Source organism: Citrobacter sp. Cpo221 (genome assembly GCF_030332345.1).
In the GTDB taxonomy this organism is placed as follows: Bacteria; Pseudomonadota; Gammaproteobacteria; order Enterobacterales; family Enterobacteriaceae; genus Citrobacter; species Citrobacter portucalensis.
Map to the genome: position 1 here is coordinate 17,073 of NZ_JAOWIA010000059.1, position 21,773 is coordinate 38,845.

The following is a 21,773-nucleotide window of genomic DNA, read 5'->3' on the forward strand; positions in this document are numbered from 1 at the left end:
GTCATGGTGTGAGTTTTTTTCGCCCATTTGTTCGTTTGCCTGTTTTTTAAACAGGCCAAATGATACAAATCACAAAAAAAACAAATTTATTTTTGCCGATTCTGCAATAACTTCGCCATATTAATAGAGTCAACGAGCTGTGCCCGGTTCACCCTCGGCGAGTTTAAATCCATAACCTTTTGCCACACTGAAATAGCCTGGGCGTAGTCTGCCTGCATAAACGCATCTGAGGCTAACAGCATCAGCGCGGTGACCTCTGCCGGGTCCAGCGCCAGAGCCTTATCAATCATCTCGCGAGTGGGCGGCGTCATATGTTGTCCGGCCTGGTAATACAATACCGTTGCCATCGCTGAATAGATCTCAGCATTTTCACCGCCGACACGCAGCGCCTGTTCGTAGGCCAGCAGCGCATTATGATACGCGTTTTGCCAAAGATAGTACTCCCCGAGTTGCGCCCATTTCACGCCGTCCTGGGGGTTAGAGCGAATCTGCGATTGCAGCAAAAGCAGCTGTTTTTCCTGAATATTTTCATCGGAGAAAGCATGTAAAGGGTCCGCCAGTCGCGTCTGCTCCTGACGAACCGCCTGCCATTTTGGCGTCAACAAGTAGCCTCCTATGCAGGCCACAGCCATCAGCACCGCCGCAGCGGTCAGCCGCTTCACAGGCATTGGGCGTAACGACGGTTCGCACTGGTTCATTGCTCACCCTCCTCCGTATGCTGACGTCTTCTCACTCGCCAGACCACCACACCTACCAGCAATAACAACAGGCACGGTAACGCCCACAGCAGCAGCGTTTGCTCATTCAGCGGCGGATTATAACGAACGAAGTCACCGTAACGCTCGGTCATCCATGTCGTGATCTCGGCTTCGCTTTTCCCTTCCGCCACCATGCTATAAACCTGATGGCGCATACTGACCGCTACCGGCGCATTGGATTCCAGTAGGTTTTGGTTCTGACACTGCGGGCAGCGAAGCTGGCTGGCAATGGACAGCGCTTGTTCTTGCTGCTGCGGGTTGGCAAACGTCCATGTGTCCACAACCTGGGCATGGGTAGCGAAAGTGATGAAAAACAGGAGGAGCGTTAAGAGTAAAAATTTTTTGCCGGAAGGCGCTGCGCTTATCCGGCCTACGGTTCGCGCTGCCTGTAGGCCGGATAAGGCGTTTACGCCGCCATCCGGCAACGCTGTTATTAATTTACGCATCACGCTTCCTTCCTCGCCATCCGCTCAGCAGCGCGCCAAAGACCATTAATAGTCCCCCACCCCAAATCCAGCGCACGCCGGTCTGCACGTACAAACGCATGGCATAGCGGTCAGGTCCGGTTTTTTCACCCATTACCGCGTACCAGTCATGCATCAGATTCCAGCGGATCCCCGGCTCCATCATCTGTTGACGGCGCGCGGCATAGAAGCGCCTTTCGGGTTGCAGGCTGCCAATACGTTTCTCATTGTGCCACAGCGTGATCTGCGCTTTTTCACTGGTGTAGTTACCTTTGGCTTCCAGGTCGAGACGCTCAAAACGGAAAATGTAACCCGCCAGTTCAACCTGCTGCCCAGGGCTCAGGTTCAGGCTTATCTCCTGACGGCTACCGCTGGAAAAGACGATCCCCGCCGCAAACATCAGCACCCCGGCATGCGCCAACAGTGCCGGAAGCTGGATGCGGAAAGGCACTTTACGGCTTCTGACCGTTGCCAGCACGATAACCAGCAGCATCAGCAGGCCAAAAGGCAGCGTAGCGCGGTTAAAGTACGGTGCGCCTACGGAGAGCCGTCCCCAGCCGAACAGCCCGTAAATCATCGGGTAGAGCGTGCCAATCAACACAATCAGCAGCACCGCACTAAAGAGCAGCAGCGCAACCAGAATCAGCATCTCGCGTGACCAACCGCCAAAACGCGCATTCTGCCGGACTTGCTGGCCCCGCCAGGCGTACAGCCCGAGCGACGCCAGACTCAACACGGTAAACAGCGCAAACAGCGGCGCGGCGCGGACGTTATCCAGCGCGAAAGCATGCACCGAAACGAGAATGCCGGAACGCACAATCAGCGTCCCCAGCAGCGATAAAATCAGCGTGACGATCGCCAGTAGCAGCGACCAGTGGCGGAAGATTCCGCGCTGGCGCGTGATATACAGGCTATGCAGCAGCGCGCTGGCGGAAAGCCAGGGTAATAAGGAGGCATTTTCAACCGGGTCCCAGAACCACCAGCCGCCCCAGCCCAGCTCGCAATAGGCCCACCAGGAGCCGAGGATAATTCCCAGCGTCAGCGCGCACCAGCCGGGCAGCGCCCAGCGCCAGCACACCCAGGCGCTCTGCGCATTAAAGTCACCACGTAGCAGCGAGGCCAGCGCCACGCCTGCCGCCACCATCAAACCACCGTAACCCAGATACAGCAGAGGTGGATGGAGGATTAACCCGAGATGTTGCAGCATCGGGTTAAGGTCGCGCCCTTCAATGGCTGGCGGGAAGATGCGCACGAACGGATCGGACCATACCACCACAAACAGCAGCAGCAGGGCCGTTATCATTGAAAGGACGCTGAGCGTCAGCGGAAACAGCGCGTCGGTATCACGCCGATAGCGTAAAGCGAACAGCGCGCTCCAGCCGGAAAGAAACAGCACCCACAGCAGCAGCGATCCTTCATGACCGCCCCACACCGCCGCCAGTTTTAATCCCCACGGCAGTAGACTGTAGCTGTGCTGAGCAACGTAGACCACCGAAAAATCGCTGGTCAAAAAGCAGAATACCAGAATGGCAAAAGCCAGCAGTAGCAGGGTAAATTGCGCCCACACGCCCACCGTTGCAAGGCGCATCACCCCTTGCCAGCGCTGGCGGACACCCACCAACACGGCAAGCGGGGTCAACACGTTGACCCCAAGGCTTAATAACAGCGCCAGAAAACCGGCTTCAGGAAGGAGAACGTCCAGATATCACCTTACGCAACAGTTAGCTGACCCGCATAGAGTATAAAAAAACGCAGCAGCAGTACGCCGGTCAGGCTGGCGCCGCACACTGCCAGCACGCCATGAAACGTCGAACTGCGGTTGGCCCAGGGTTTTAGCAGCATCGGCAGTATCAGCCCAAGCCCAGCCACGCCAAGCCAGAACCACCAGGTCCAGAATCCGCCGCCCAGTGCCGCCGCCAGCGCGCGCATTTTGCCGTCATCGCCCAGCGCCAGACCGACGAAGAACGCCGCCAGCAGGAAGATCTCCAGCCATACCACCGGGACTTCCATGCGGTGCACAAAGTGCGCTTCGGTGCTGTGCGGGTTGCTACGATGGCGTAACGCCATGGCGATCAGCGCCACCGCGGCGCCGGAGGAGATTCCAGAGAACAGGAAAAGCACCGGCAGGATCGGGTTATTCAGGAACGGGTAAGATTTCAGCGCCGACAGCAGGAAGCCGGTGTACGCCCCGAGCAGAACCGCCAGCACCAGCATTAACGTCTCAAGCGCACGATGGAAAGGCCCGATCAGCGTCAATACTTTCTGCACGATACCTAACCGCGGCAGCCAGCGCTGTTGCAGGGCAATCACCTCTTTTTCAAAGATTTTTGCCAGCCAAAGCACTAACACCACCATGTACAACTGGAACAGCATGACCCCCATTGACATCACCGAAGTGAAGCTGTAGTGGAACATCAGTTTCCAGAAAGTCCATGGACGCGTCAGGTGGAACACCAGAATTAACAGACCGAGGATAATCGCCCCCGGTCCTAACACCAGAGTAGTGCGCAGCAGCGTGCTGTCCGAACCGCCCGCCTCCGGATGGAAGCGACGCAGCAGAATCGCCAGCGTGACCAGTCCGGCAGAGATACCTATCAGGAACAGATAGATGGCAATGGGCCAGTCCCACACCAATGATTCAAAATGAAATGCAGAAGCGGATGTCATTGGCTCACCTCCCCAAATTTAAAGGGAACGCGGTAGACCTTCGGTTTTGTACCCAACGCCAGCTTGTAACGGTAGGTCGTTTTCTGCTGCAACAAACGGGAGATATCGCTGTTGGGATCGTCCAGATTACCAAACGTCAGCGCCTTCGTCGGACATGACTCAACGCAGGCGGGCTGTTTGCCCGCTTTCAGGTTGGTTTTCCGGCAGAAATCGCATTTATCCGCCGTTTTGCTCACCGGATGGATAAAGCGCACGCGATAAGGACACGCGGCGATGCAGTACTGGCAGCCAACACAAAGGTCCGGGTTCACATCCACAATGCCGCTGGCGGCATCGCGATACGATGCCCCCGTCGGGCAGACGTCAACGCAGGGAGCGTGGTCGCAGTGCTGGCACGAGTGACGGAAGAAGCGATACTTCACATCAGGAAACGTACCCTGTGGCTCACTGCGAATAATCGTCAGACGCGATACGCCTTCCGGCACGTTGTTGACTTCGCGACAAGCATCCATACAGGCCGTACAGCCGATGCATAATGACTCATCATGTACCATACCGTAACGCACGCCGTTGATGTTCAGCGTCTTCGCCACAACGCGCCCCGCCGTCCCGCTCACTGCCACCAGCGCGCCGACGCCGGTGATAAACTGGCGACGAGAGCAACTCATGGATGCTCCTTAAGCAACGGAATCGACGCCGGGTTAAAGTTCGGATTGTTACGCTGATCGCTGTGGCAATCGACGCAAATCTTGATCCGTCCTTTATCGCTCAGCGTTTGCATCGTGTCTTGCTTCGGATGCAGTGAGTGACAGCTGGCACACGCCACTTTGGTTACGTGGACATCGTGCGGCCAGAACGCTTTTTGCAGCTGCTCAGGCAGGTGACAGGACATACAGACGCTGTTCTGCTGCTCCACGTTGTACATCGGCTCATTAAAGCGCATCACATCTTTCACCCCTTCACGGTGGTTCGGTGACGGCTGGCCGTGACAGTTGGTGCAGGTGACCGGCAGTTTGTTATTCGGGTTGATGACTTCCGCATGCTTACCATGCATGCCTTCGGTATCTGGCTTGTGACAGTCCAGACAGGCGGCATCCGGATTACGCTGTTGGGTAACCGTCCAGCGTTGATCCGACTCCTGCGGCGTTGGCGTGGCAGTGATTCCACTCAGGCTCCATAACAGGCCTGACGCCAGCACCCCAGCAGTTAATAACGAACGTAATACGCTCATATTCACTCCGTTGAGTTATCCGCCCCTTGCGGGGCGAAATGGGGTTATTGGCTTAACAGACCGTTTTTACGCGCCTGATCTTCCCACTGCGGAATCACCGTTTTGATGAAGTCCTGCTTCTCAGCATTGATTTGCTGCATGTTCAGACCAATCGCCGCCTGGGCTTTCTCTTTGGTCGAGATATCCGGCAACGGAATTTCATGCGTGATGCCTTTGGTCGCCAGCAGACGGACCAGTTTGGTACGCGCGTCGGCGGCTTTATCCATTGCGCTACCCAGCATCCGCAGACCTTCTTCCGGGGCGTGCATATGAATGCCGTGTGAGGCGATAGACAGGTCCCAGCGCCATTGTGCGTGACGGATATCTTCCAGAATCGGCTTCATTTCCGCTTCGGTTGCGCCCGCATCCCATGCGGCTTTCGCTTCGAAGTGCGCACGCACCAGCTGATCTTCAACCTTGATTTTCAGGTCATGAATGGCCTGTTTACGCTCGGCGACCACTTTTTGCAGGGACGCTTTGTCCTGGGTGTGGCAGTTCGCGCAGGTCTGAGGGAAGTTATCGAACGGGTTACCAATCTTATGGTCGGTGTAGATCTTGCCTTCCGCGTTTTGCACTTTCGGCATGTGGCAGTCGATACAGGTCACGTTGTTCTTGCCGTGAATGCCCGCGCTCCAGGTCTCATACTCCGGGTGCTGCGCTTTCAGCATCGGCGTTTTAGACAGGGAGTTGGTCCAGTCAGAGAAAGCAATGTTGTCGTAGTATTTCTCCATGTTCTCGACTTTCATGCCGTCGTCCCACGGGAACTTAACGGCTTTGTTTTTACCGTCGAAGTAGTATTCCACGTGGCACTGGCCGCAGACCATGGATTGCTGGTCAAAGCGACCGGCTTTCTCAAACGGTTTGCCGATGGTTTCCATCGCGCGTTCTGCATAAGGACGCGACAGGGTCAGTTCCGGCTTGCCTTTGGCGAAGTCTGGTGACGCGGTGTTATGGCAATCTGCGCAACCGAGGTTGTTAACAATTTCCGGGCCGCCGCGCGCCCATTTACCGTGGAAGTAGCCATCTTCGCCGTCTTTCTGGATAAGACGCGCTACGTCCGGGCTTTTACAGCTCCAGCAGGCCATCGGCAGCGGACCATCTTCTGCCGTTTTTGGTGCGCCGGTACGTAAGGTTTCACGCACATCAGTCACGGCATACGCGTGTCCACGCGGTTTGTTGTAATCGCGCGAGAATGGGTATCCCGCCCACAGGATCACCAGACGCGGATCTTCTGCCAGTGCATCTTCACGGGCTGATTGCTCAGACGTGGCTTTCCAGGAGAGATATTGATCGGGATGCTGAGGTGCGAAGGTTTCATTCTTCGCTTCAACGGTGACGGTTTTTGCGGGTACAGGAGTTTGTTCAGCGTGAACAGCAGAGATAAATAATAAAGGTAATAACAGGCTGAAGAAACGGCGTACGCGTGATTTTATCCTTGCCATAGGGGTCTCATCCAGATGACGCCATTATCTGCAATGGCGATTCTTTTATTGTTTTCCATAACAGCAACCACACGAATACTGTTATGACATTGCTCCACCCTATTTGTAACAAGAAACCACACTGAAAATGTTGTTTTTAATCAATTGTAAGTGTATGTAAAATACCACTTTAGAGTTATAACACCCCTCTAACCTCTCACTCTTTGGTCTAATTCAGAGACAGATCACCTTTTCAACAATCCTTTAGATAACTGCATGTTATCGCGAGATTTAATCAATTTTTGCTAGTTCCCTTCAAAATTCAGTTTGTCGCTAATTTGCACAATTCGTTTATTGCGTGATCTGCCGCGCAAATACTAAACAAAACTCTCAAAGCCCCTACATTTAACGTTTATGAGACATATTATTAACATCCTACAAGGAGAACAAAAGCCATGAGCCAAATACATAAACACGCTATTCCCGCAAACATTGCGGATCGTTGCCTGATAAATCCGGAGCAGTACGCAGAGAAATACCAGCAATCCGTTAACGAACCCGACACATTTTGGGGCGAGCAGGGAAAGATTCTCGATTGGATCAAGCCGTACAGCCAGGTGAAGAACACCTCCTTCGCACCAGGCAACGTGTCTATTAAATGGTACGAAGACGGCACCCTGAACCTGGCCGCAAACTGCCTTGACCGTCACCTGCAGGCAAATGGCGATCGTACCGCCATCATCTGGGAAGGCGATGACGCTACCCAAAGCAAAAACATTACCTATCGCGAGTTGCATCGCGATGTCTGCCGTTTCGCCAATACGCTACTGGATTTAGGCATTAAAAAAGGTGACGTGGTGGCCATTTATATGCCGATGGTGCCAGAGGCTGCGGTTGCCATGCTGGCCTGTGCCCGCATTGGGGCCGTGCATTCTGTCATCTTCGGTGGTTTCTCACCGGAAGCCGTCGCCGGACGTATTATCGACTCCAATTCACGCCTGGTGATCACCGCCGACGAAGGCGTACGCGCCGGGCGCGCTATCCCACTGAAAAAGAACGTGGATGATGCGCTGAAAAATCCAAACGTGAAAACCGTTGAACATGTGGTCGTCCTCAAACGTACCGGAGGTAAAACGGAGTGGCAGGAAGGCCGTGACCTGTGGTGGTCCGATCTTATCGAGAAAGCCAGCTCAGAACACCAACCGGAAGAGATGAACGCGGAAGATCCGCTGTTTATCCTGTATACCTCCGGTTCAACCGGCAAGCCGAAAGGCGTGCTGCACACTACCGGCGGGTATCTGGTCTACGCTGCAACCACCTTTAAGTACGTGTTTGATTACCATCAGGGCGATATCTATTGGTGTACCGCTGACGTGGGTTGGGTAACCGGGCACAGCTACCTGCTGTACGGTCCGCTGGCCTGCGGCGCAACCACGCTGATGTTCGAAGGCGTGCCAAACTGGCCAACGCCTGCGCGTATGTCGCAGGTTGTGGACAAGCACCAGGTCAATATTCTGTATACCGCACCGACCGCCATTCGCGCCCTGATGGCGGAAGGCGATAAAGCGATTGAAGGTACTGACCGTTCGTCGCTGCGTATCCTGGGTTCCGTTGGCGAGCCGATCAACCCGGAAGCGTGGGAGTGGTACTGGAAGAAGATCGGCAATGAAAAATGCCCGGTCGTCGATACCTGGTGGCAGACCGAAACCGGGGGATTCATGATCACCCCACTGCCGGGCGCTACAGAGCTGAAAGCCGGTTCTGCAACCCGTCCGTTCTTTGGCGTACAGCCTGCGATTGTCGATAACGAAGGTAATCCGCTGGAAGGCGCGACGGAAGGTAACCTGGTGATTACCGACTCGTGGCCAGGCCAGGCGAGAACCCTGTTTGGCGATCACGAACGCTTTGAGCAAACCTACTTCTCTACCTTCAAGAATATGTACTTCAGCGGTGACGGCGCGCGCCGTGACGAAGATGGCTATTACTGGATCACCGGACGAGTGGACGATGTGCTGAACGTCTCCGGCCACCGTCTGGGAACGGCTGAAATCGAATCTGCGCTGGTGTCGCATCCGAAGATTGCCGAAGCCGCGGTGGTGGGGATTCCGCATAATATTAAAGGCCAGGCGATCTACGCCTACGTCACGCTGAATCACGGTGAAGAGCCGTCACCTGAGTTGTACGCCGAGGTTCGCAACTGGGTGCGTAAAGAAATTGGCCCGTTGGCAACGCCAGACGTGCTGCACTGGACCGACTCACTGCCGAAAACCCGCTCCGGCAAAATCATGCGCCGTATCCTGCGTAAAATCGCGGCGGGCGATACCAGCAATCTGGGCGATACCTCGACCCTCGCCGATCCTGGCGTAGTTGAGAAACTGCTCGAAGAGAAGCAGGCCATCGCGATGCCATCATAACCTTAACCGTGAAATGCCCGATGGCGCGCTGCTTATCGGGCCTACAAACCCTATCCCTACCCCTCCCCTGACCGGGAGGGAAATATAAAAACCCTCCCCCAAAGGATTTCGCGTTGCAGGGCTGCGACAGCAGTCAGGTCATGCCTGCTGCGCGAAAGACGAAGGGGACCTCTGGAGAGCTCTGTGATGAATGACCAAATTTATCAGCGGATAGAAGACAGTGCGCGTTTCAGGGAGTTAGTTGAAAAACGGCAACGGTTTGCCACCATTCTTTCCATCATCATGCTGGCAGTTTATATCAGCTTTATTTTATTGATTGCCTTTGCGCCGGGCTGGCTGGGTACTCCGCTACACGCGGGAACCAGCGTCACCCGCGGTATTCCGATTGGAGTCGGAGTGATCCTCATCTCCTTCATCCTGACCGGAATCTACATCTGGCGGGCAAACGGTGAATTCGATCGCCTGAACAATGCGGTTCTGCACGAGGTTAAAGCATCATGAAGAGAGTCCTGACGGCGCTTGCCGCCACGCTGCCCTTCGCCGCAAACGCGGCGGATGCTATTAGCGGTGCAGTCCAACGCCAGCCAACCAACTGGCAGGCGATTATCATGTTCCTGATTTTCGTCATCTTTACGCTCGGCATTACCTACTGGGCGTCTAAGCGCGTACGTTCGCGTAATGACTACTACACCGCCGGCGGTAATATCACCGGTTTCCAGAACGGGCTGGCGATTGCGGGCGACTATATGTCGGCGGCATCGTTCCTTGGAATTTCCGCGCTGGTGTTTACCTCGGGTTATGACGGGCTGATCTATTCACTCGGCTTCCTGGTCGGCTGGCCAATTATCCTGTTCCTGATTGCTGAGCGTTTGCGTAACCTCGGTCGTTACACCTTTGCTGACGTTGCGTCTTATCGTCTGAAGCAAGGGCCAATCCGTATTCTGTCGGCCTGTGGTTCACTGGTGGTGGTCGCACTGTATCTGATCGCCCAGATGGTCGGCGCAGGTAAACTGATTGAGCTGCTGTTTGGTCTGAACTATCACATCGCTGTCGTACTGGTTGGCGTGCTGATGATGATGTACGTTTTGTTTGGCGGCATGTTGGCGACCACCTGGGTACAGATCATCAAAGCCGTACTGTTGCTGTTCGGTGCCAGCTTCATGGCCTTTATGGTGATGAAACACGTCGGCTTTAGCTTCAATAATCTGTTCACCGAAGCGATGGCGGTACACCCGAAAGGCTCAGCCATTATGAGTCCGGGCGGACTGGTGAAAGATCCGATCTCCGCGCTGTCGTTAGGTCTCGGCCTGATGTTTGGTACGGCAGGCTTGCCGCACATCCTGATGCGCTTCTTCACGGTTAGCGATGCCCGTGAAGCACGTAAGAGCGTGTTCTACGCCACCGGTTTTATGGGTTATTTCTACATCCTGACCTTTATCATCGGCTTTGGCGCAATCATGCTGGTAGGTGCTAATCCGGCGTACAAAGATGCTGCGGGCGCGCTGATTGGCGGTAACAACATGGCGGCGGTTCACCTGGCGAATGCGGTAGGCGGTAACCTGTTCCTCGGCTTCATCTCAGCAGTGGCCTTTGCCACCATCCTGGCGGTGGTTGCCGGCCTGACGTTGGCGGGCGCATCGGCGGTTTCTCACGACCTGTACGCCAACGTATTCCGTAAAGGCGCAACTGAACGTGAAGAGCTGCGAGTCTCGAAGATTACCGTACTGGTGCTGGGCGTGATTGCTATTCTGCTCGGCGTGCTGTTTGAGAACCAGAACATCGCCTTCATGGTGGGCCTGGCGTTTGCTATCGCGGCCAGCTGCAACTTCCCTATCATTCTGCTCTCCATGTACTGGTCAAAACTGACCACGCGTGGCGCAATGTTGGGTGGCTGGTTAGGCCTGCTGACGGCGGTTGTGCTGATGGTGCTTGGCCCAACGATTTGGGTCCAGATCCTCGGACACGAAAAAGCCATTTTCCCGTATGAGTATCCGGCGCTGTTCTCCATCAGCGTAGCATTCCTCGGGATCTGGTTCTTCTCAGCCACCGACAACTCAGAAGAAGGCAACCGCGAACGCGAGCAGTTCCGTGCTCAGTTCATCCGTTCCCAGACCGGGTACGGCGTAGAACAAGGTCGCGCGCACTAACTTCCCTTCTCCTCCGGCTTTCGGGCCGGAGGATTACATCCTTTCTCAGAACATCAGCTTCGCCACCAGTGGTGCCACCAGCACCATCACCACGCCGGAAAGCATCATCACCAGGCTGGCAACGACCCCTTCCTGCTGACCGAGCTCATAAGAGCGTGCCGTGCCTGCGCCGTGCGATGCTGCGCCAAATCCTGCGCCTTTCGCCATCCCTTCACGAATGGAAAGCCGTAAAAACAGCACATCGCCGACCGCCATACCAAATACGCCGGTCACCACCACGAACAATGCCACCAGGTCCGGCTGCCCGCCCAACGGTTCTGCTGCCGCCAGCGCAAACGGTGTGGTGACGGAGCGCACCGCCAGACTGCGTTGGATCTCATCAGGCAACATAAACAGGCGCGCCAGCCATACGGAACTGGTGACGGCCACCAGCGTTGCCGTTACCACGCCCGCCGTCAGCGACATCCAGTGACGCTTAATCACCGCAAGGTTGTCATACACCGGAACGGCAAAGGCGATGGTCGCCGGGCCTAACAGCCACAGCAACCAGTGCGATTCACCAATATAGTTTTGCCAGGAGATATGGCCGAAAACCAGCATCAGCACCAGCAGGGCCGGGGTGAGAACTAATGGCATCAGGGGTAATTTACGAAAACGGCGATACAGACGCTTATTGGCAAAGTAGATACCCAGCGTAATCACCAGACACAATACGCTTAACTGGAAATTACTCACGGTTTAGCCTGCGCATTTCATAGCGATACACTTTATCCACGACCCACGCCGTTGCGCCGAGCACCATCAGCGTACTGATCGCAATCACGGCAAATATACGCCAGCCATCAACCAGCAACAGCTGCGTGTAGTTCACAACGGCGACCACCGCCGGGACAAAAAACAGAAGCATTTCAGCCAGTAACCAGCGAGCACCTGCGCGAATCCAGTTCAGCGGGATAACCCGACAGACAATTAACGCCAGCATCAGCACCATCCCTACCAGGTTGGCAGGAAGCGGCAGATGCAGCCAGGAGACAAGATATTGAGCAAATACAAAGAGACCTGCATACAACAGAACCTGAACGGGGATCTGGAGTCGATGAATAACGGCAGGCGTCACGCGGCTTATCGCCACAGCCATGAGGGTATGTCCTTAAAAAATAGAGAGCGCCAGTATAGAGAGCCCCCGTCCAGGACTGAAATGAATTAAACTCATTGCAGGCATAGTCTTAAGGAATAATCATGGATATCAGAACGCTGAGATATTTTGTTGAGGTGGTTCGTCAGCAGAGCTTTACCCGCGCAGCGGAGAAGCTTTTTGTCACCCAGCCCACCATCAGCAAGATGTTGAAGAACCTTGAAGACGAGCTTAACTGCACGCTGTTAATCCGCGACGGTCGGCGACTGCTGTTAACCGACACCGGGCAGGTCGTTTTCGAACGCGGCCTGGCGATCCTTGCCGAGTTTCGCCAGCTTGAAGCGGAACTCAGTGACATTAATCACCTCAACAAGGGCGTGTTGCGCCTCGGTATCCCGCCCATGGTGGGGATGTTGATGGCCGGGCCGATCGGCCTGTTTCGCCAGCGCTATCCCGGCGTGGAGCTGAAGGTCTCTGAATTTGGCGGCTTAACCGTTCAGCAGGCGGTAATGAACGGTGACCTGGATGTCGCGATGACCGCGCTGCCGGTTGAAGAAGAGAGCGGTCTGGCAACCCTGCCGCTTTTTAGCCATCCACTCTGCGTGTTGGTTCCTCGCTCCGGTCAGTGGACAACGTGCGAATCCATTCCCCCTGAGGCGCTGGCGGAACATCCGCTGCTTATCTACAACGAAGATTTCGCGTTGAGCCGCCAATTGCTTGAGCTGTTTAGCCAACACAACGTCAAGCCCCGCATCGCGGTGCGCAGCGGGCAGTGGGATTTTCTGGCGGCAATGGTACAAGCCGGAGTCGGGATTGCCATTTTACCGGAACCGATTTGCCAGCGGCTAGATAAGCAAACGTTGCGCTGGATCCCTCTGGAGAGTGATTTACGCTGGCAGTTGGGCATGATTTGGCGCGAAGGCGTGTATCTGTCGCACAGCGCCCAGGCGTGGCTCAAGTGCTGTGAAGGGTTTTGGCTACCGCAAGCGTCGTAAAATACCGGATGCGGCTAACGCCTTATCCGGCCTACGTTGGATTCTGTAGGCCGGATAAACGTAGCGCCATCAGGCACGTTCACCCGCATTAAAATCCATGATTTCACCGGCCCAATCTTGCGGGTACAAACCATGCCTCACATCGCGATGAAATGTTGAAAATGGCCATGCCTGTACCCGCTTTACCCAACTATGCTTCACCGGGTTAATGTAAATATAATCAATATGCTGGCGATAATCATGTTCATCACGGATGGTGTGCTCCCAAAAGCGAGATTGCCAGATATGTCGGGAAGACAATGAGTGGGTGAAATGCTTCTTAATTTCCCGCCAGCGCGAGGAATAATCCGCATCATTGTCAGGTAACGTCCATATGCAATGCATATGCTCGGGTAAAACGACCCACGCATTAATGCGAAAAGGCCTAACCTTTTTGACCGCAGCGATTGCACACCGAAGCGCGTGAATGTTGGCAGTCAGAAGATGGCTTCGACGGTCCTGCAGATTTACCGTAAAAAACCAGGTTCCCCCATTGATGTAATTTCGTCGATAGTTGGACATGTTTCCCCCTTTCCTCAACCGTATGGAGAAAAGAGGGAATCGACAAGAGGGATGGATTCGTTCAGGAAAGCCGCTCGCAAATTACACGATGAATAATTTCTTGCAGCCAGTTGCGCGCCATTTGGCACCCCTTCGCCGGATGCGGCTAACGCCTTATCCGGCCTGCATCGCTATTTCCGGTCTTGTAGGCCTGATAAGCGTAGCGCATCAGGCACACCCTTCGCCGGATGCGGCTAGCGCCTTATCCGGCCTACATCGCTATTACCGATCTTGTAGGCCTGATAAGCGTAGCGCATCAGGCACACCCTTCGCCGGATGCGGCTAACGCCTTATCCGGCCTGCATCGCTGTTGCCGGTCTTGTAGGCCTGATAAGCGTAGCGCATCAGGCACACCTTTCGCCGGATGCGGTTAGCGCCTTATCCGGCCTGCATCGCTATTTCCGGTCTTGTAGGCCTGATAAGCGTAGCGCATCAGGCACACCTTTCGCCTGATGCGGTTAGCGCCTTATCCGGCCTACATCGCTATTACCGATCTTGTAGGCCTGATAAGCGTAGCGCATCAGGCACACCTTTCGCCGGATGCGGCTAACGCCTTATCCGGCCTACATCGCTGTTGCCGGTTTTGTAGGCCTGATAAGCGTAGCGCATCAGGCACACCCCTCGCCGGATGCGGTTAGCGCCTTATCCAGCCTACATCGCTATTTCCGGTCTTGTAGGCCTGATAAGCGTAGCGCCATCAGGCACACCCTTCGCCGGATGCGGTTAGCGCCTTATCCGGCCTGCATCGCTATTACCGATCTTGTAGGCCTGATAAGCGTAGCGCATCAGGCACTACCGTTTACTGATTCTCGATCAACAGCGCTTCCAGCAAATCCAGGTCGTGCAGTAATTTTTGCAGCGTTTCATTGCTGATTTCACGCGTGGCGCGCAGGTGATAAAGCTCCGCGCGTTCTGAACGTAGCGCTGCCAGGCGGAAACGCCGTTCGAGGTTTTCTTCCTGCATCGAGCTTTCCACATCGTTGCGCCCGTCGGCGCGTCGGCGCAGGTTACCAATCACGCGTGAACTCACCTCGGTGAGCAACTGGTTATCGATGTTCTCTTCGGTGTCCGCGGCCAGTCGCTCCTCCATTTTCTGGATCGCGACAATCGCCACTTCTGCCGTGGCAGCGCGGGCAATACGTTCCTCTTTCTGCTGCTGCGAGTGGTCTGCCACTTCCAGATGTTGTAGCAGAATCGGCAGCATCACCACGCCAACAAACAGCGAAAACAGGATCACGCCTGCGGCAAGGAAGATCAGCTCATATCGCGCCGGGAAGCCGCTACCATCTGGTAACAACAGTGGAATGGAGAGCACACCAGCAAGAGTAATTGCCCCGCGTACACCGGCAAAAGAGGCGATCATGATTTCACGCGTCGTCCAGGATCCAAACTCCATCGGTTTTTTCTTCAGGAAGCGCAGACTGAACTTTTTCATGGTCCACAGCCAGCCAAAACGTACCAGCATTAGCGCCACGTAAATCAGCACGACATCGGTAAACAGCATCCAGATTTCAACATTCGGATCGGCCTCGGCCGCCGCCAAAGAAGACTCCAGAATTCCCGGTAACTGTAGCCCTAACAGCAAGAAGACCATGCCGTTAAATACAAACTCCAGCATCGCCCAGGTACTGTTAGCACGTAAACGCATCGCCAGCGGCGCGCGGCGCATCACCCCGGAACGGGTGATCGTCATCCCGGCAGCGACCGCCGCGAGGATACCGGAAACGCCGATATGTTCCGCAATCAGGTAAGACGCAAACGGCAGCAGGAACAGCAGGACGATTTGCGTTGCCGGCTCGTCACCGCCCCAGCGGCTGAGGAAGCGCAGGGAGCGGCCGTACAGCCAACTGACGACAAAACCAGCCAGGATGCCCCCAATCGCCACTTTGAAGAACTCAAGCGTTGCGCCACCAACGGTGAATACCATCGTGCCCATCGCCACGGCGACGGCAAACTTCAGAGAGACCAGACCGGAGGCGTCGTTCATCAACGCTTCGCCCTGCAGGATACCCATGATTTTCTTCGGTATACGTCCCTCTCCCACAATGCCGGAAAGTGCGACGGCATCGGTTGGCGATAGCACAGCAGCCAGCGCAAAGGCTGGGATGAGAGGGATCCCCGGCACCAGCCAGTAAATCATAAATCCAATGCCGACCACCGTGACCAGCACCAGCGCCAGTGCCAGGCCGAAAATCTCTCGCCCGTGCTCGAGAAACTCACGCGTTGGCGTCTTCCAGCCATCGGCAAAGAGCAGCGGCGGGATGAACAGAACCAGGAACAGCTCAGGATCGAATTCCACATGCAAACCAAACGTCGGCCACGCCAGCAAGGCGCCGATGGCGATCTGCATAAGGGGTAAAGGAAGTTGGAAGGGCAATACGCGAGTAAATACCCCCGACAGCGAGACCACAAGGGTCATGATGAGTATGGTGAAAAAGATTTCCATGCGTTCCCTGTTTGCGATGTTTCTTATGATTGCTAATGAGAGGCGTCGTGCCTCAATTCTATCTAATTGAGAGTAACGCAAAAGACAACGAGTGTGTTCTGAAAATGAAAACGGGCGGCCAAAGCCACCCGTTTTTAGGATCGTCAGGAAATCAGAATCAGATAGCCCAACCGCCGGCGTAGAAGGCCACCAGCGCGATGGCGATCACCACGGTGCCGATGTTCAGTTTGCGCCATTCACCAGAAACGATGCGGCCAATTACCAGGGTGGCAAAGCCAATCATGATGCCGGTAACGATGTTACAGGTCAGCACGATAAATACGGCCGTAACCAGTCCTGCCATTGCGTCGACAAAGTCAGCAAAGTCGATTTTCGCGACGTTGCTCAGCATCAACAGGCCCACATACATCAGCGCAGGTGCCGTTGCGTACACAGGTACAAGATAAGAGAGCGGAGAGAGGAACAGAATCAGCAGGAACAGTACGCCAACGGTGATCGCTGTCAGGCCGGTTTTACCGCCTGCCGCCGTACCCGCTGCGGATTCAATGTAAACCGCCGCCGGAGCTGCACCCACCAGACCAGAGAACACGCTGCTCAGGGAGTCAGTGGTCAGCGCTTTGCCACCGTCGATAATCTGTCCGTCTTTATCCAGCAGATTCGCCTGTCCGGCTACCGCGCGGATGGTTCCGGTTGCATCGAAGACAGCGGTCATGACCAGCGCCAGCACGCTCGGCAGGACAATCGGGTTCAGTGCCCCCATGATATCCAGGCTGCCGATCAACGAGTTGCCGTTTTCATCACTCAGAGACGGCATAGCAAAAATGCCGGAGAAATGCACGGCCGGGTCGAAAATCAGACCAACCACGGAAATACCGATAATGGTCAGCAGAATGCCACCCGGTACTTTCAGTTTTTCGAGGCCAATAATCACCGCCAGACCAATCAACGACATAATGACCGGGAAAGTATCGAAGTCACCCAGCGCAACCGGCAGGCCGTCCAGCGGGTTCTTAATCACCAGGCCAACACCGTTTGCCGCAATCAGCAGCAGGAACAGGCCGATACCAATCCCCGTGCCATGCGCAACGCCCTGCGGCAGATTGCGCAGGATCCAGCTACGGATACCGGTCGCGGAAATGATGGTAAACAGGACACCCATCAGGAACACCGCACCCAGCGCAACGGGCACGCTAATATGTTGGCCCAGCACCAGACTGAATGCGGTAAATGCGGTCAGAGAAATGGCGCAACCAATTGCCAGCGGCAGGTTTGCCCACAGGCCCATCACGATTGAACCGACGCCCGCGACCAGACAGGTCGCCACAAATACAGCAGCAGGCGGGAACCCGGCTTTACCCAGCATCCCCGGAACCACGATAACGGAGTAGACCATGGCCAGGAAGGTCGTTAATCCGGCAACGACTTCCTGACGAACGGTACTGCCGCGGAGCGAAATTTTAAACCAGGCGTCGAGTGAACCGCCGGTACGCGCTGAAGGCGTAGACATAGAAAACATCCCCTGAGAGTTTATTTTTTCGTCATTATGCGTGCTGGACAATCCACTGCCTGCTAAACGTTTTCTCCATGTGCCAGGTTTGCGTCAATAGGGGTGTCGCAAAAAAGCAAACGTTTAGCTCCGCGCATAAAAAACGGGTGGTAAAAAAAAGCAAACGATTATCCAGCGATCATACGCTGGTTTTCAACTGAACTTTGCCGCTTTTTACTCATTTCTTCTTATAACGCACATTAAATAACCAGTCGATGCGCAAACGTTATCGTCAATGCGCAATTTGGCAACAAATTTCGCGGAGTTATTACAACATCGGCGTGTTTATTTCGCGCAACTCGCGCAAGAAAACAAGTGAAGATGCGTAAAATTTTTTGGCTAAAAAATCACCATTTCACTGGCAAATGGAGGAAGGTGGCTTACACTTACATTATCAACACAGGCCGGAACCTCCCCTAATGTGCTCGACTGAGGGGTGTTGATGTCGGGGGAAACCCTCCCGTGAACCAGCGGGATAGAGTGAAAGACAAAGACCGGAACCAAACTAAAGCGCCCTCTGTGGCGCTTTAGTTTTATGCCCTTCATACCCATCACATATTTTAAATCAATTAATCATCTTCCAGCAGCCGCGCTCCGGTCCCCTGCTCGCCAAGCTGATCGCCTGGGTTACGCAACGGGCAATCGCTGCGTGACAAGCATCCGCAACCAATACACCCATCCAGCTCATCGCGTAGCGCCACCAAAGTATGAATGCGTCGGTCCAGTTCTTCACGCCATTGCGAAGAGAGTTGCTTCCACTCTTTGGCACTAAGCGAATGCCCCTCAGGTAATACACCTAACGCGTCACCGATCGTGGCCAGCGGGATCCCGATGCGTTGAGCAATCTTGATTATCGCGACGTAACGCAACACATCACGTTTGTATCGCCGCTGATTGCCGCTATTGCGCATGCTACTGATTAACCCTTTGCTTTCATAGAAATGCAGGGTCGATACCGCCACGCCGCTACGTTTGGCGACTTCACCTGGTGTGAGCAGCGCTTTTATCCGGGGTAATTTCTTTTCCATAAATCGCTTTACCTCAAGTTAACTTGAGGAATTATACTCGCCCACAGACAAAACGACGAATCGAATACTGAGAAAGAGGCAGCCCTATGTCCCATCAGCAGATTATTCAGACCCTTATTGAATGGATTGATGAACATATCGATCAACCGCTGAACATTGAGGCGGTGGCGAAAAAATCAGGTTACTCGAAGTGGTATTTACAAAGAATGTTCCGCACGGTGACGCGCCAAACCTTGGGTGACTACATCCGCCAGCGTCGACTTTTGCTGGCCGCCGTTGAACTGCGGACGACTGAGCGACCTATTTTTGATATCGCGATGGATCTTGGTTATGTATCGCAACAAACCTTCTCGCGCGTGTTTCGCCGCGAATTTGATCGTACTCCCAGCGACTACCGCCACCGCCTGTAAGATCACTGCCCGCTCTGCGTCAGTATAGCGGGCGACCGTTGTACCCAGTGCATGAACTCCTGCGGCGGTAGCGCCTTCGCAAAATACCAGCCCTGACAATACTGTACGCCTCGCTCAAGCAGCCATTCGATTTGCTCCTTCGTTTCCACCCCTTCTGCAATTGTCTTCAGGTGTAAGCTTTGCGCCATTTCGATGATATGTTCGGCAATCAGGTGACTGGTGCTGTTACTGGACAGCGTGCTAATAAACGATTTGTCGATCTTCAGGATATCGATATTCAACGCGGACAAATTATGCAGATTGGAATACCCCGTGCCAAAATCATCAAATGCCACTTCATAACCCGCCTTGCGGAACGCCTGAATGACTGGGGTCATTTTATGTACATCTATGAACCCACGCTCGGTCACTTCGACTTTAATTTGCTGGGCCGCCACGGAGTACTCACGATTTTTGTCGTTAATCAGAGCAATCAATCGGGATGAATGAAAGTCAGAAGCGGAAAGGTTAATCGAGATAGAAAGCTGAGGATGCGCCGAAAGAAAATACCCCAAATCGTTGAACACCTCTTCAACGACATAATCCGTGATCCGCTCAATCATTCCCTCTTTTTCAGCCAGCGGAATAAACTCCGTCGGGCTCATCACCTCACCTTTACAACCCGGCCAGCGCAACAGAGCTTCAGCACCAACACATTGCCCATTCTTAATATCAATGATCGGCTGGTAATGCAGGCAAAGCTGACGTTTTTTGATCGCGCGTTTTAATAAGCGCCGGGGAGATAAGTATTCCTGGCGCGTGCGCCACCACATTAGCAGTATCAGGATGCTGCAGATAATCCCGAAGGGAATGGTTAATGCCGCCTCGTGATAGAAAATCTGACTTACGCGGTTGTCTGAGGTCGACACAATAATCGCAATTGGACGTTTTTCTGAATGCACGATGGTGTAGAAGCGATCGTCTTGTTGAAAGGTCGAGGCTTCACCGCGTATGAGCGGCGCGAATTGCGCAATATTTGCCGCTTCGCTGGCAGAGAAAAACGTATCTGTTACTGTGTCATACACGCCCCAGGAGAGATCCGGATCATCTGACATGACTTCGCTGTAGGACAATGGATTGATGACTGCGACGTAGTTCCCGCGTTGCATGTACGTCATTCTGTAGCCAGCGAAAAAAGGGGTATCGCGGTAGTAATAGATGGAGATATCCGGCGTACGTTTATAATCGGCTGTCGGCATAATATAAGTAACAGGCGGCGCCATCGACGTAGAGCACAAAAAGTGATCGCCCTGCGCATAAATTAGCTCACTGATATATAAACGACCGCGAATAATATTTAGCATACTTTTCTGATGTGCCGGGGTACACATCTTACCCTGATACAACTGGGCCATATCACGCGCCAAATCAGCTTGTAGGATCACCAATTCTGTTTTATTTAACACCAGTTGAGCAAAAGAGCGGAGTTGGCTATGGGTTTCGGTCATCGCCCGGATGTGTGCAAACCATATCGCCAGCACCACGGGGAACAATACCACCATGAATGTTCCCAGGAACTTCAGCAGCTTGCGTCGCGCTCTGTGATTCATGTCAGCCCTATTTCCCTGTTTCGTATATGCCAGAACCCATCAAGGCAGGATGCTATAAACACCGACTGATTAAGTTGCATGAATCTATCAGTATTAGCAACAGACTTCTCTATGTAAAAGTCTGATAATAGTTGATGATGATATTATTTTTCCGTAAGGCAAACTTAAAGTCATGCTTATTTCATAACGTTATTATCCCCAAGGAGTAATTTTTATGAGCATTATCCTGGCTGCGTTTAAGAAATTCATTAAAGTTTTTTAACGTTTAATTTAGGATAAATATAACAAGTAGATTAAATGCATGTTTAAAGCATGGTTATTTTTTATCAACCCTTCATTAAATAAAGCCACACATTTAGAGTGGTTTTAGCCCTACAAAAATAACGTCCAGTAGTGGTGAACAAACGACCAGTTGTGATATAGTTCACAAAAATCATGTAACAGAAACAATGTTTCATTCATGTTATTGCCCGTCGATAGCCAGAGTATCACACCCTCGGTGAACACCCCCGCGCTGTCCTGGGCATCCAGACTTTCTGAGGACGTTTTTCATGGCGACAATAACAACTGGCGTGGTTCTTCTGCGGTGGCAACTACTCAGCGCGGTGCTGATGTTTTTAGCCAGTACGCTCAATATCCGTTTTCGTAAATCAGATTATATTGGCCTGGCCGTCATTAGCAGCGGTTTGGGGCTGGTTTTTGCCTGCTGGTTTGCGACTGGATTGCTCGGCATAACCCTGGTGGATATGTCCGCTATCTGGAAGAACATTGAAACCGTGATGGTTGACGTGATGAGCCACACACCGCCAGATTGGCCGATGGTGTTGAACTGATCGTAAGAAAGCGTCCGACTGAACCCAGGCTTCAGTCGGACGCTCATTTT

18 protein-coding genes and 1 pseudogene are annotated in these 21,773 nt (G+C 53.8%); 6 read left to right on the forward strand and 13 right to left on the reverse strand.

Features of this window, described 5'->3' with window-relative positions:
• Positions 1-86 precede the first annotated feature (86 nt).
• The 6 genes and pseudogenes from nrfG to nrfA all read right to left on the reverse strand — a co-directional run bounded on the left by nrfG (position 87) and on the right by nrfA (position 6,601).
• Positions 87-698, reverse strand: a complete 612-nt coding sequence (gene nrfG / locus OGY72_RS20190; RefSeq protein WP_286549081.1) for a heme lyase NrfEFG subunit NrfG — start codon at positions 696-698, stop codon at positions 87-89.
• Positions 695-2,924, reverse strand: a pseudogene (gene nrfF, locus OGY72_RS20195) (heme lyase NrfEFG subunit NrfF). Before nrfF ends, nrfG begins: the two are co-directional and overlap by 4 nt.
• An 8-nt stretch (positions 2,925-2,932) precedes the next feature.
• Positions 2,933-3,889, reverse strand: a complete 957-nt coding sequence (nrfD, locus tag OGY72_RS20200; RefSeq protein ID WP_003826653.1) for a cytochrome c nitrite reductase subunit NrfD — start codon at positions 3,887-3,889, stop codon at positions 2,933-2,935.
• Complete coding sequence (gene nrfC / locus OGY72_RS20205; RefSeq protein ID WP_003031761.1) at positions 3,886-4,557, reverse strand: cytochrome c nitrite reductase Fe-S protein; 672 nt, start codon at positions 4,555-4,557, stop codon at positions 3,886-3,888. The genes nrfD and nrfC overlap by 4 nt, the downstream gene beginning before the upstream one ends.
• Positions 4,554-5,120 (reverse strand): cytochrome c nitrite reductase pentaheme subunit, encoded by a 567-nt coding sequence (gene nrfB / locus OGY72_RS20210; RefSeq protein WP_003826649.1) that lies wholly within the window; start codon positions 5,118-5,120, stop codon positions 4,554-4,556. The genes nrfC and nrfB overlap by 4 nt, the downstream gene beginning before the upstream one ends.
• A 44-nt stretch (positions 5,121-5,164) precedes the next feature.
• Positions 5,165-6,601 (reverse strand): ammonia-forming nitrite reductase cytochrome c552 subunit, encoded by a 1,437-nt coding sequence (gene nrfA, locus OGY72_RS20215; RefSeq protein WP_198579065.1) that lies wholly within the window; start codon positions 6,599-6,601, stop codon positions 5,165-5,167.
• A 434-nt stretch (positions 6,602-7,035) separates the two neighbouring features.
• Between nrfA and acs the strand changes: the two genes are divergently transcribed.
• The 3 genes from acs to actP all read left to right on the forward strand — a co-directional run bounded on the left by acs (position 7,036) and on the right by actP (position 11,141).
• Positions 7,036-8,994: an acetate--CoA ligase gene (gene acs / locus OGY72_RS20220; protein ID WP_003826645.1), complete on the forward strand. Its 1,959-nt coding sequence runs from the start codon at positions 7,036-7,038 to the stop codon at positions 8,992-8,994.
• A 186-nt stretch (positions 8,995-9,180) separates the two neighbouring features.
• Positions 9,181-9,495: a DUF485 domain-containing protein gene (locus tag OGY72_RS20225; protein ID WP_003031750.1), complete on the forward strand. Its 315-nt coding sequence runs from the start codon at positions 9,181-9,183 to the stop codon at positions 9,493-9,495.
• Complete coding sequence (gene actP / locus OGY72_RS20230; protein ID WP_003826641.1) at positions 9,492-11,141, forward strand: cation/acetate symporter ActP; 1,650 nt, start codon at positions 9,492-9,494, stop codon at positions 11,139-11,141. The genes OGY72_RS20225 and actP overlap by 4 nt, the downstream gene beginning before the upstream one ends.
• A 45-nt stretch (positions 11,142-11,186) precedes the next feature.
• On the opposite strand, the gene OGY72_RS20235 is transcribed toward actP, so the two are convergent.
• Both OGY72_RS20235 and OGY72_RS20240 read right to left on the reverse strand, forming a co-directional pair.
• Positions 11,187-11,876, reverse strand: coding sequence for an LrgB family protein (locus tag OGY72_RS20235; RefSeq protein ID WP_003826639.1), 690 nt, complete (start codon positions 11,874-11,876; stop codon positions 11,187-11,189).
• Complete coding sequence (locus OGY72_RS20240) at positions 11,869-12,279, reverse strand: CidA/LrgA family protein (protein ID WP_003826638.1); 411 nt, start codon at positions 12,277-12,279, stop codon at positions 11,869-11,871. The genes OGY72_RS20235 and OGY72_RS20240 overlap by 8 nt, the downstream gene beginning before the upstream one ends.
• 101 nt (positions 12,280-12,380) lie before the next feature.
• Between OGY72_RS20240 and OGY72_RS20245 the strand changes: the two genes are divergently transcribed.
• A complete protein-coding gene (locus OGY72_RS20245; RefSeq protein WP_003826636.1) occupies positions 12,381-13,271 on the forward strand; it encodes a LysR family transcriptional regulator in 891 nt (296 codons plus the stop codon).
• A 69-nt stretch (positions 13,272-13,340) separates the two neighbouring features.
• Here the strand turns inward: OGY72_RS20245 and OGY72_RS20250 are convergent, their stop codons facing one another.
• The 4 genes from OGY72_RS20250 to soxR all read right to left on the reverse strand — a co-directional run bounded on the left by OGY72_RS20250 (position 13,341) and on the right by soxR (position 18,891).
• Positions 13,341-13,832 carry an REP-associated tyrosine transposase gene (locus OGY72_RS20250; RefSeq protein WP_286549094.1) on the reverse strand — a complete coding sequence of 164 codons (492 nt, stop codon included), beginning with the start codon at positions 13,830-13,832 and terminating at the stop codon, positions 13,341-13,343.
• A gap of 838 nt (positions 13,833-14,670) precedes the next feature.
• A complete protein-coding gene (locus OGY72_RS20255) occupies positions 14,671-16,317 on the reverse strand; it encodes a Na+/H+ antiporter (RefSeq protein WP_003826634.1) in 1,647 nt (548 codons plus the stop codon).
• A gap of 157 nt (positions 16,318-16,474) precedes the next feature.
• Positions 16,475-17,824, reverse strand: a complete 1,350-nt coding sequence (ghxP, locus tag OGY72_RS20260; RefSeq protein WP_003826632.1) for a guanine/hypoxanthine transporter GhxP — start codon at positions 17,822-17,824, stop codon at positions 16,475-16,477.
• Between the two features lie 608 nt (positions 17,825-18,432).
• The gene (soxR, locus tag OGY72_RS20265) at positions 18,433-18,891 is read right to left on the reverse strand and encodes a redox-sensitive transcriptional activator SoxR (protein ID WP_003826630.1); all 459 of its coding nucleotides are present in this window, start codon (positions 18,889-18,891) and stop codon (positions 18,433-18,435) included.
• An 86-nt stretch (positions 18,892-18,977) separates the two neighbouring features.
• Here soxR and soxS point away from each other — a divergent pair, with 86 nt between their 5' ends.
• Positions 18,978-19,301 (forward strand): superoxide response transcriptional regulator SoxS, encoded by a 324-nt coding sequence (soxS, locus tag OGY72_RS20270; protein WP_003031731.1) that lies wholly within the window; start codon positions 18,978-18,980, stop codon positions 19,299-19,301.
• A 2-nt stretch (positions 19,302-19,303) separates the two neighbouring features.
• On the opposite strand, the gene pdeC is transcribed toward soxS, so the two are convergent.
• Positions 19,304-20,890: a cyclic di-3',5'-guanosine monophosphate phosphodiesterase PdeC gene (gene pdeC / locus OGY72_RS20275; RefSeq protein WP_286549098.1), complete on the reverse strand. Its 1,587-nt coding sequence runs from the start codon at positions 20,888-20,890 to the stop codon at positions 19,304-19,306.
• A 551-nt stretch (positions 20,891-21,441) separates the two neighbouring features.
• Here pdeC and OGY72_RS20280 point away from each other — a divergent pair.
• Positions 21,442-21,723: a YjcB family protein gene (locus OGY72_RS20280; protein WP_003826625.1), complete on the forward strand. Its 282-nt coding sequence runs from the start codon at positions 21,442-21,444 to the stop codon at positions 21,721-21,723.
• The last annotated feature ends 50 nt before the right edge of the window (positions 21,724-21,773 follow it).

Bases quoted from the DNA above. Each gene is read 5' to 3' on its own strand.
- ghxP (WP_003826632.1), bottom strand. From the start codon at position 17,824: ATGTCTACGCCTTCAGCGCGTACCGGCGGTTCACTCGACGCCTGGTTT.
- OGY72_RS20225 (WP_003031750.1), top strand. From the start codon at position 9,181: ATGAATGACCAAATTTATCAGCGGATAGAAGACAGTGCGCGTTTCAGG.
- soxS (WP_003031731.1), top strand. From the start codon at position 18,978: ATGTCCCATCAGCAGATTATTCAGACCCTTATTGAATGGATTGATGAA.
- OGY72_RS20280 (WP_003826625.1), top strand. From the start codon at position 21,442: ATGGCGACAATAACAACTGGCGTGGTTCTTCTGCGGTGGCAACTACTC.
- acs (WP_003826645.1), top strand. From the start codon at position 7,036: ATGAGCCAAATACATAAACACGCTATTCCCGCAAACATTGCGGATCGT.
- nrfG (WP_286549081.1), bottom strand. From the start codon at position 698: ATGAACCAGTGCGAACCGTCGTTACGCCCAATGCCTGTGAAGCGGCTG.
- pdeC (WP_286549098.1), bottom strand. From the start codon at position 20,890: ATGAATCACAGAGCGCGACGCAAGCTGCTGAAGTTCCTGGGAACATTC.
- OGY72_RS20255 (WP_003826634.1), bottom strand. From the start codon at position 16,317: ATGGAAATCTTTTTCACCATACTCATCATGACCCTTGTGGTCTCGCTG.
- nrfD (WP_003826653.1), bottom strand. From the start codon at position 3,889: ATGACATCCGCTTCTGCATTTCATTTTGAATCATTGGTGTGGGACTGG.
- soxR (WP_003826630.1), bottom strand. From the start codon at position 18,891: ATGGAAAAGAAATTACCCCGGATAAAAGCGCTGCTCACACCAGGTGAA.
- OGY72_RS20245 (WP_003826636.1), top strand. From the start codon at position 12,381: ATGGATATCAGAACGCTGAGATATTTTGTTGAGGTGGTTCGTCAGCAG.
- nrfC (WP_003031761.1), bottom strand. From the start codon at position 4,557: ATGAGTTGCTCTCGTCGCCAGTTTATCACCGGCGTCGGCGCGCTGGTG.
- OGY72_RS20240 (WP_003826638.1), bottom strand. From the start codon at position 12,279: ATGGCTGTGGCGATAAGCCGCGTGACGCCTGCCGTTATTCATCGACTC.
- nrfB (WP_003826649.1), bottom strand. From the start codon at position 5,120: ATGAGCGTATTACGTTCGTTATTAACTGCTGGGGTGCTGGCGTCAGGC.
- OGY72_RS20250 (WP_286549094.1), bottom strand. From the start codon at position 13,832: ATGTCCAACTATCGACGAAATTACATCAATGGGGGAACCTGGTTTTTT.
- actP (WP_003826641.1), top strand. From the start codon at position 9,492: ATGAAGAGAGTCCTGACGGCGCTTGCCGCCACGCTGCCCTTCGCCGCA.
- nrfA (WP_198579065.1), bottom strand. From the start codon at position 6,601: ATGGCAAGGATAAAATCACGCGTACGCCGTTTCTTCAGCCTGTTATTA.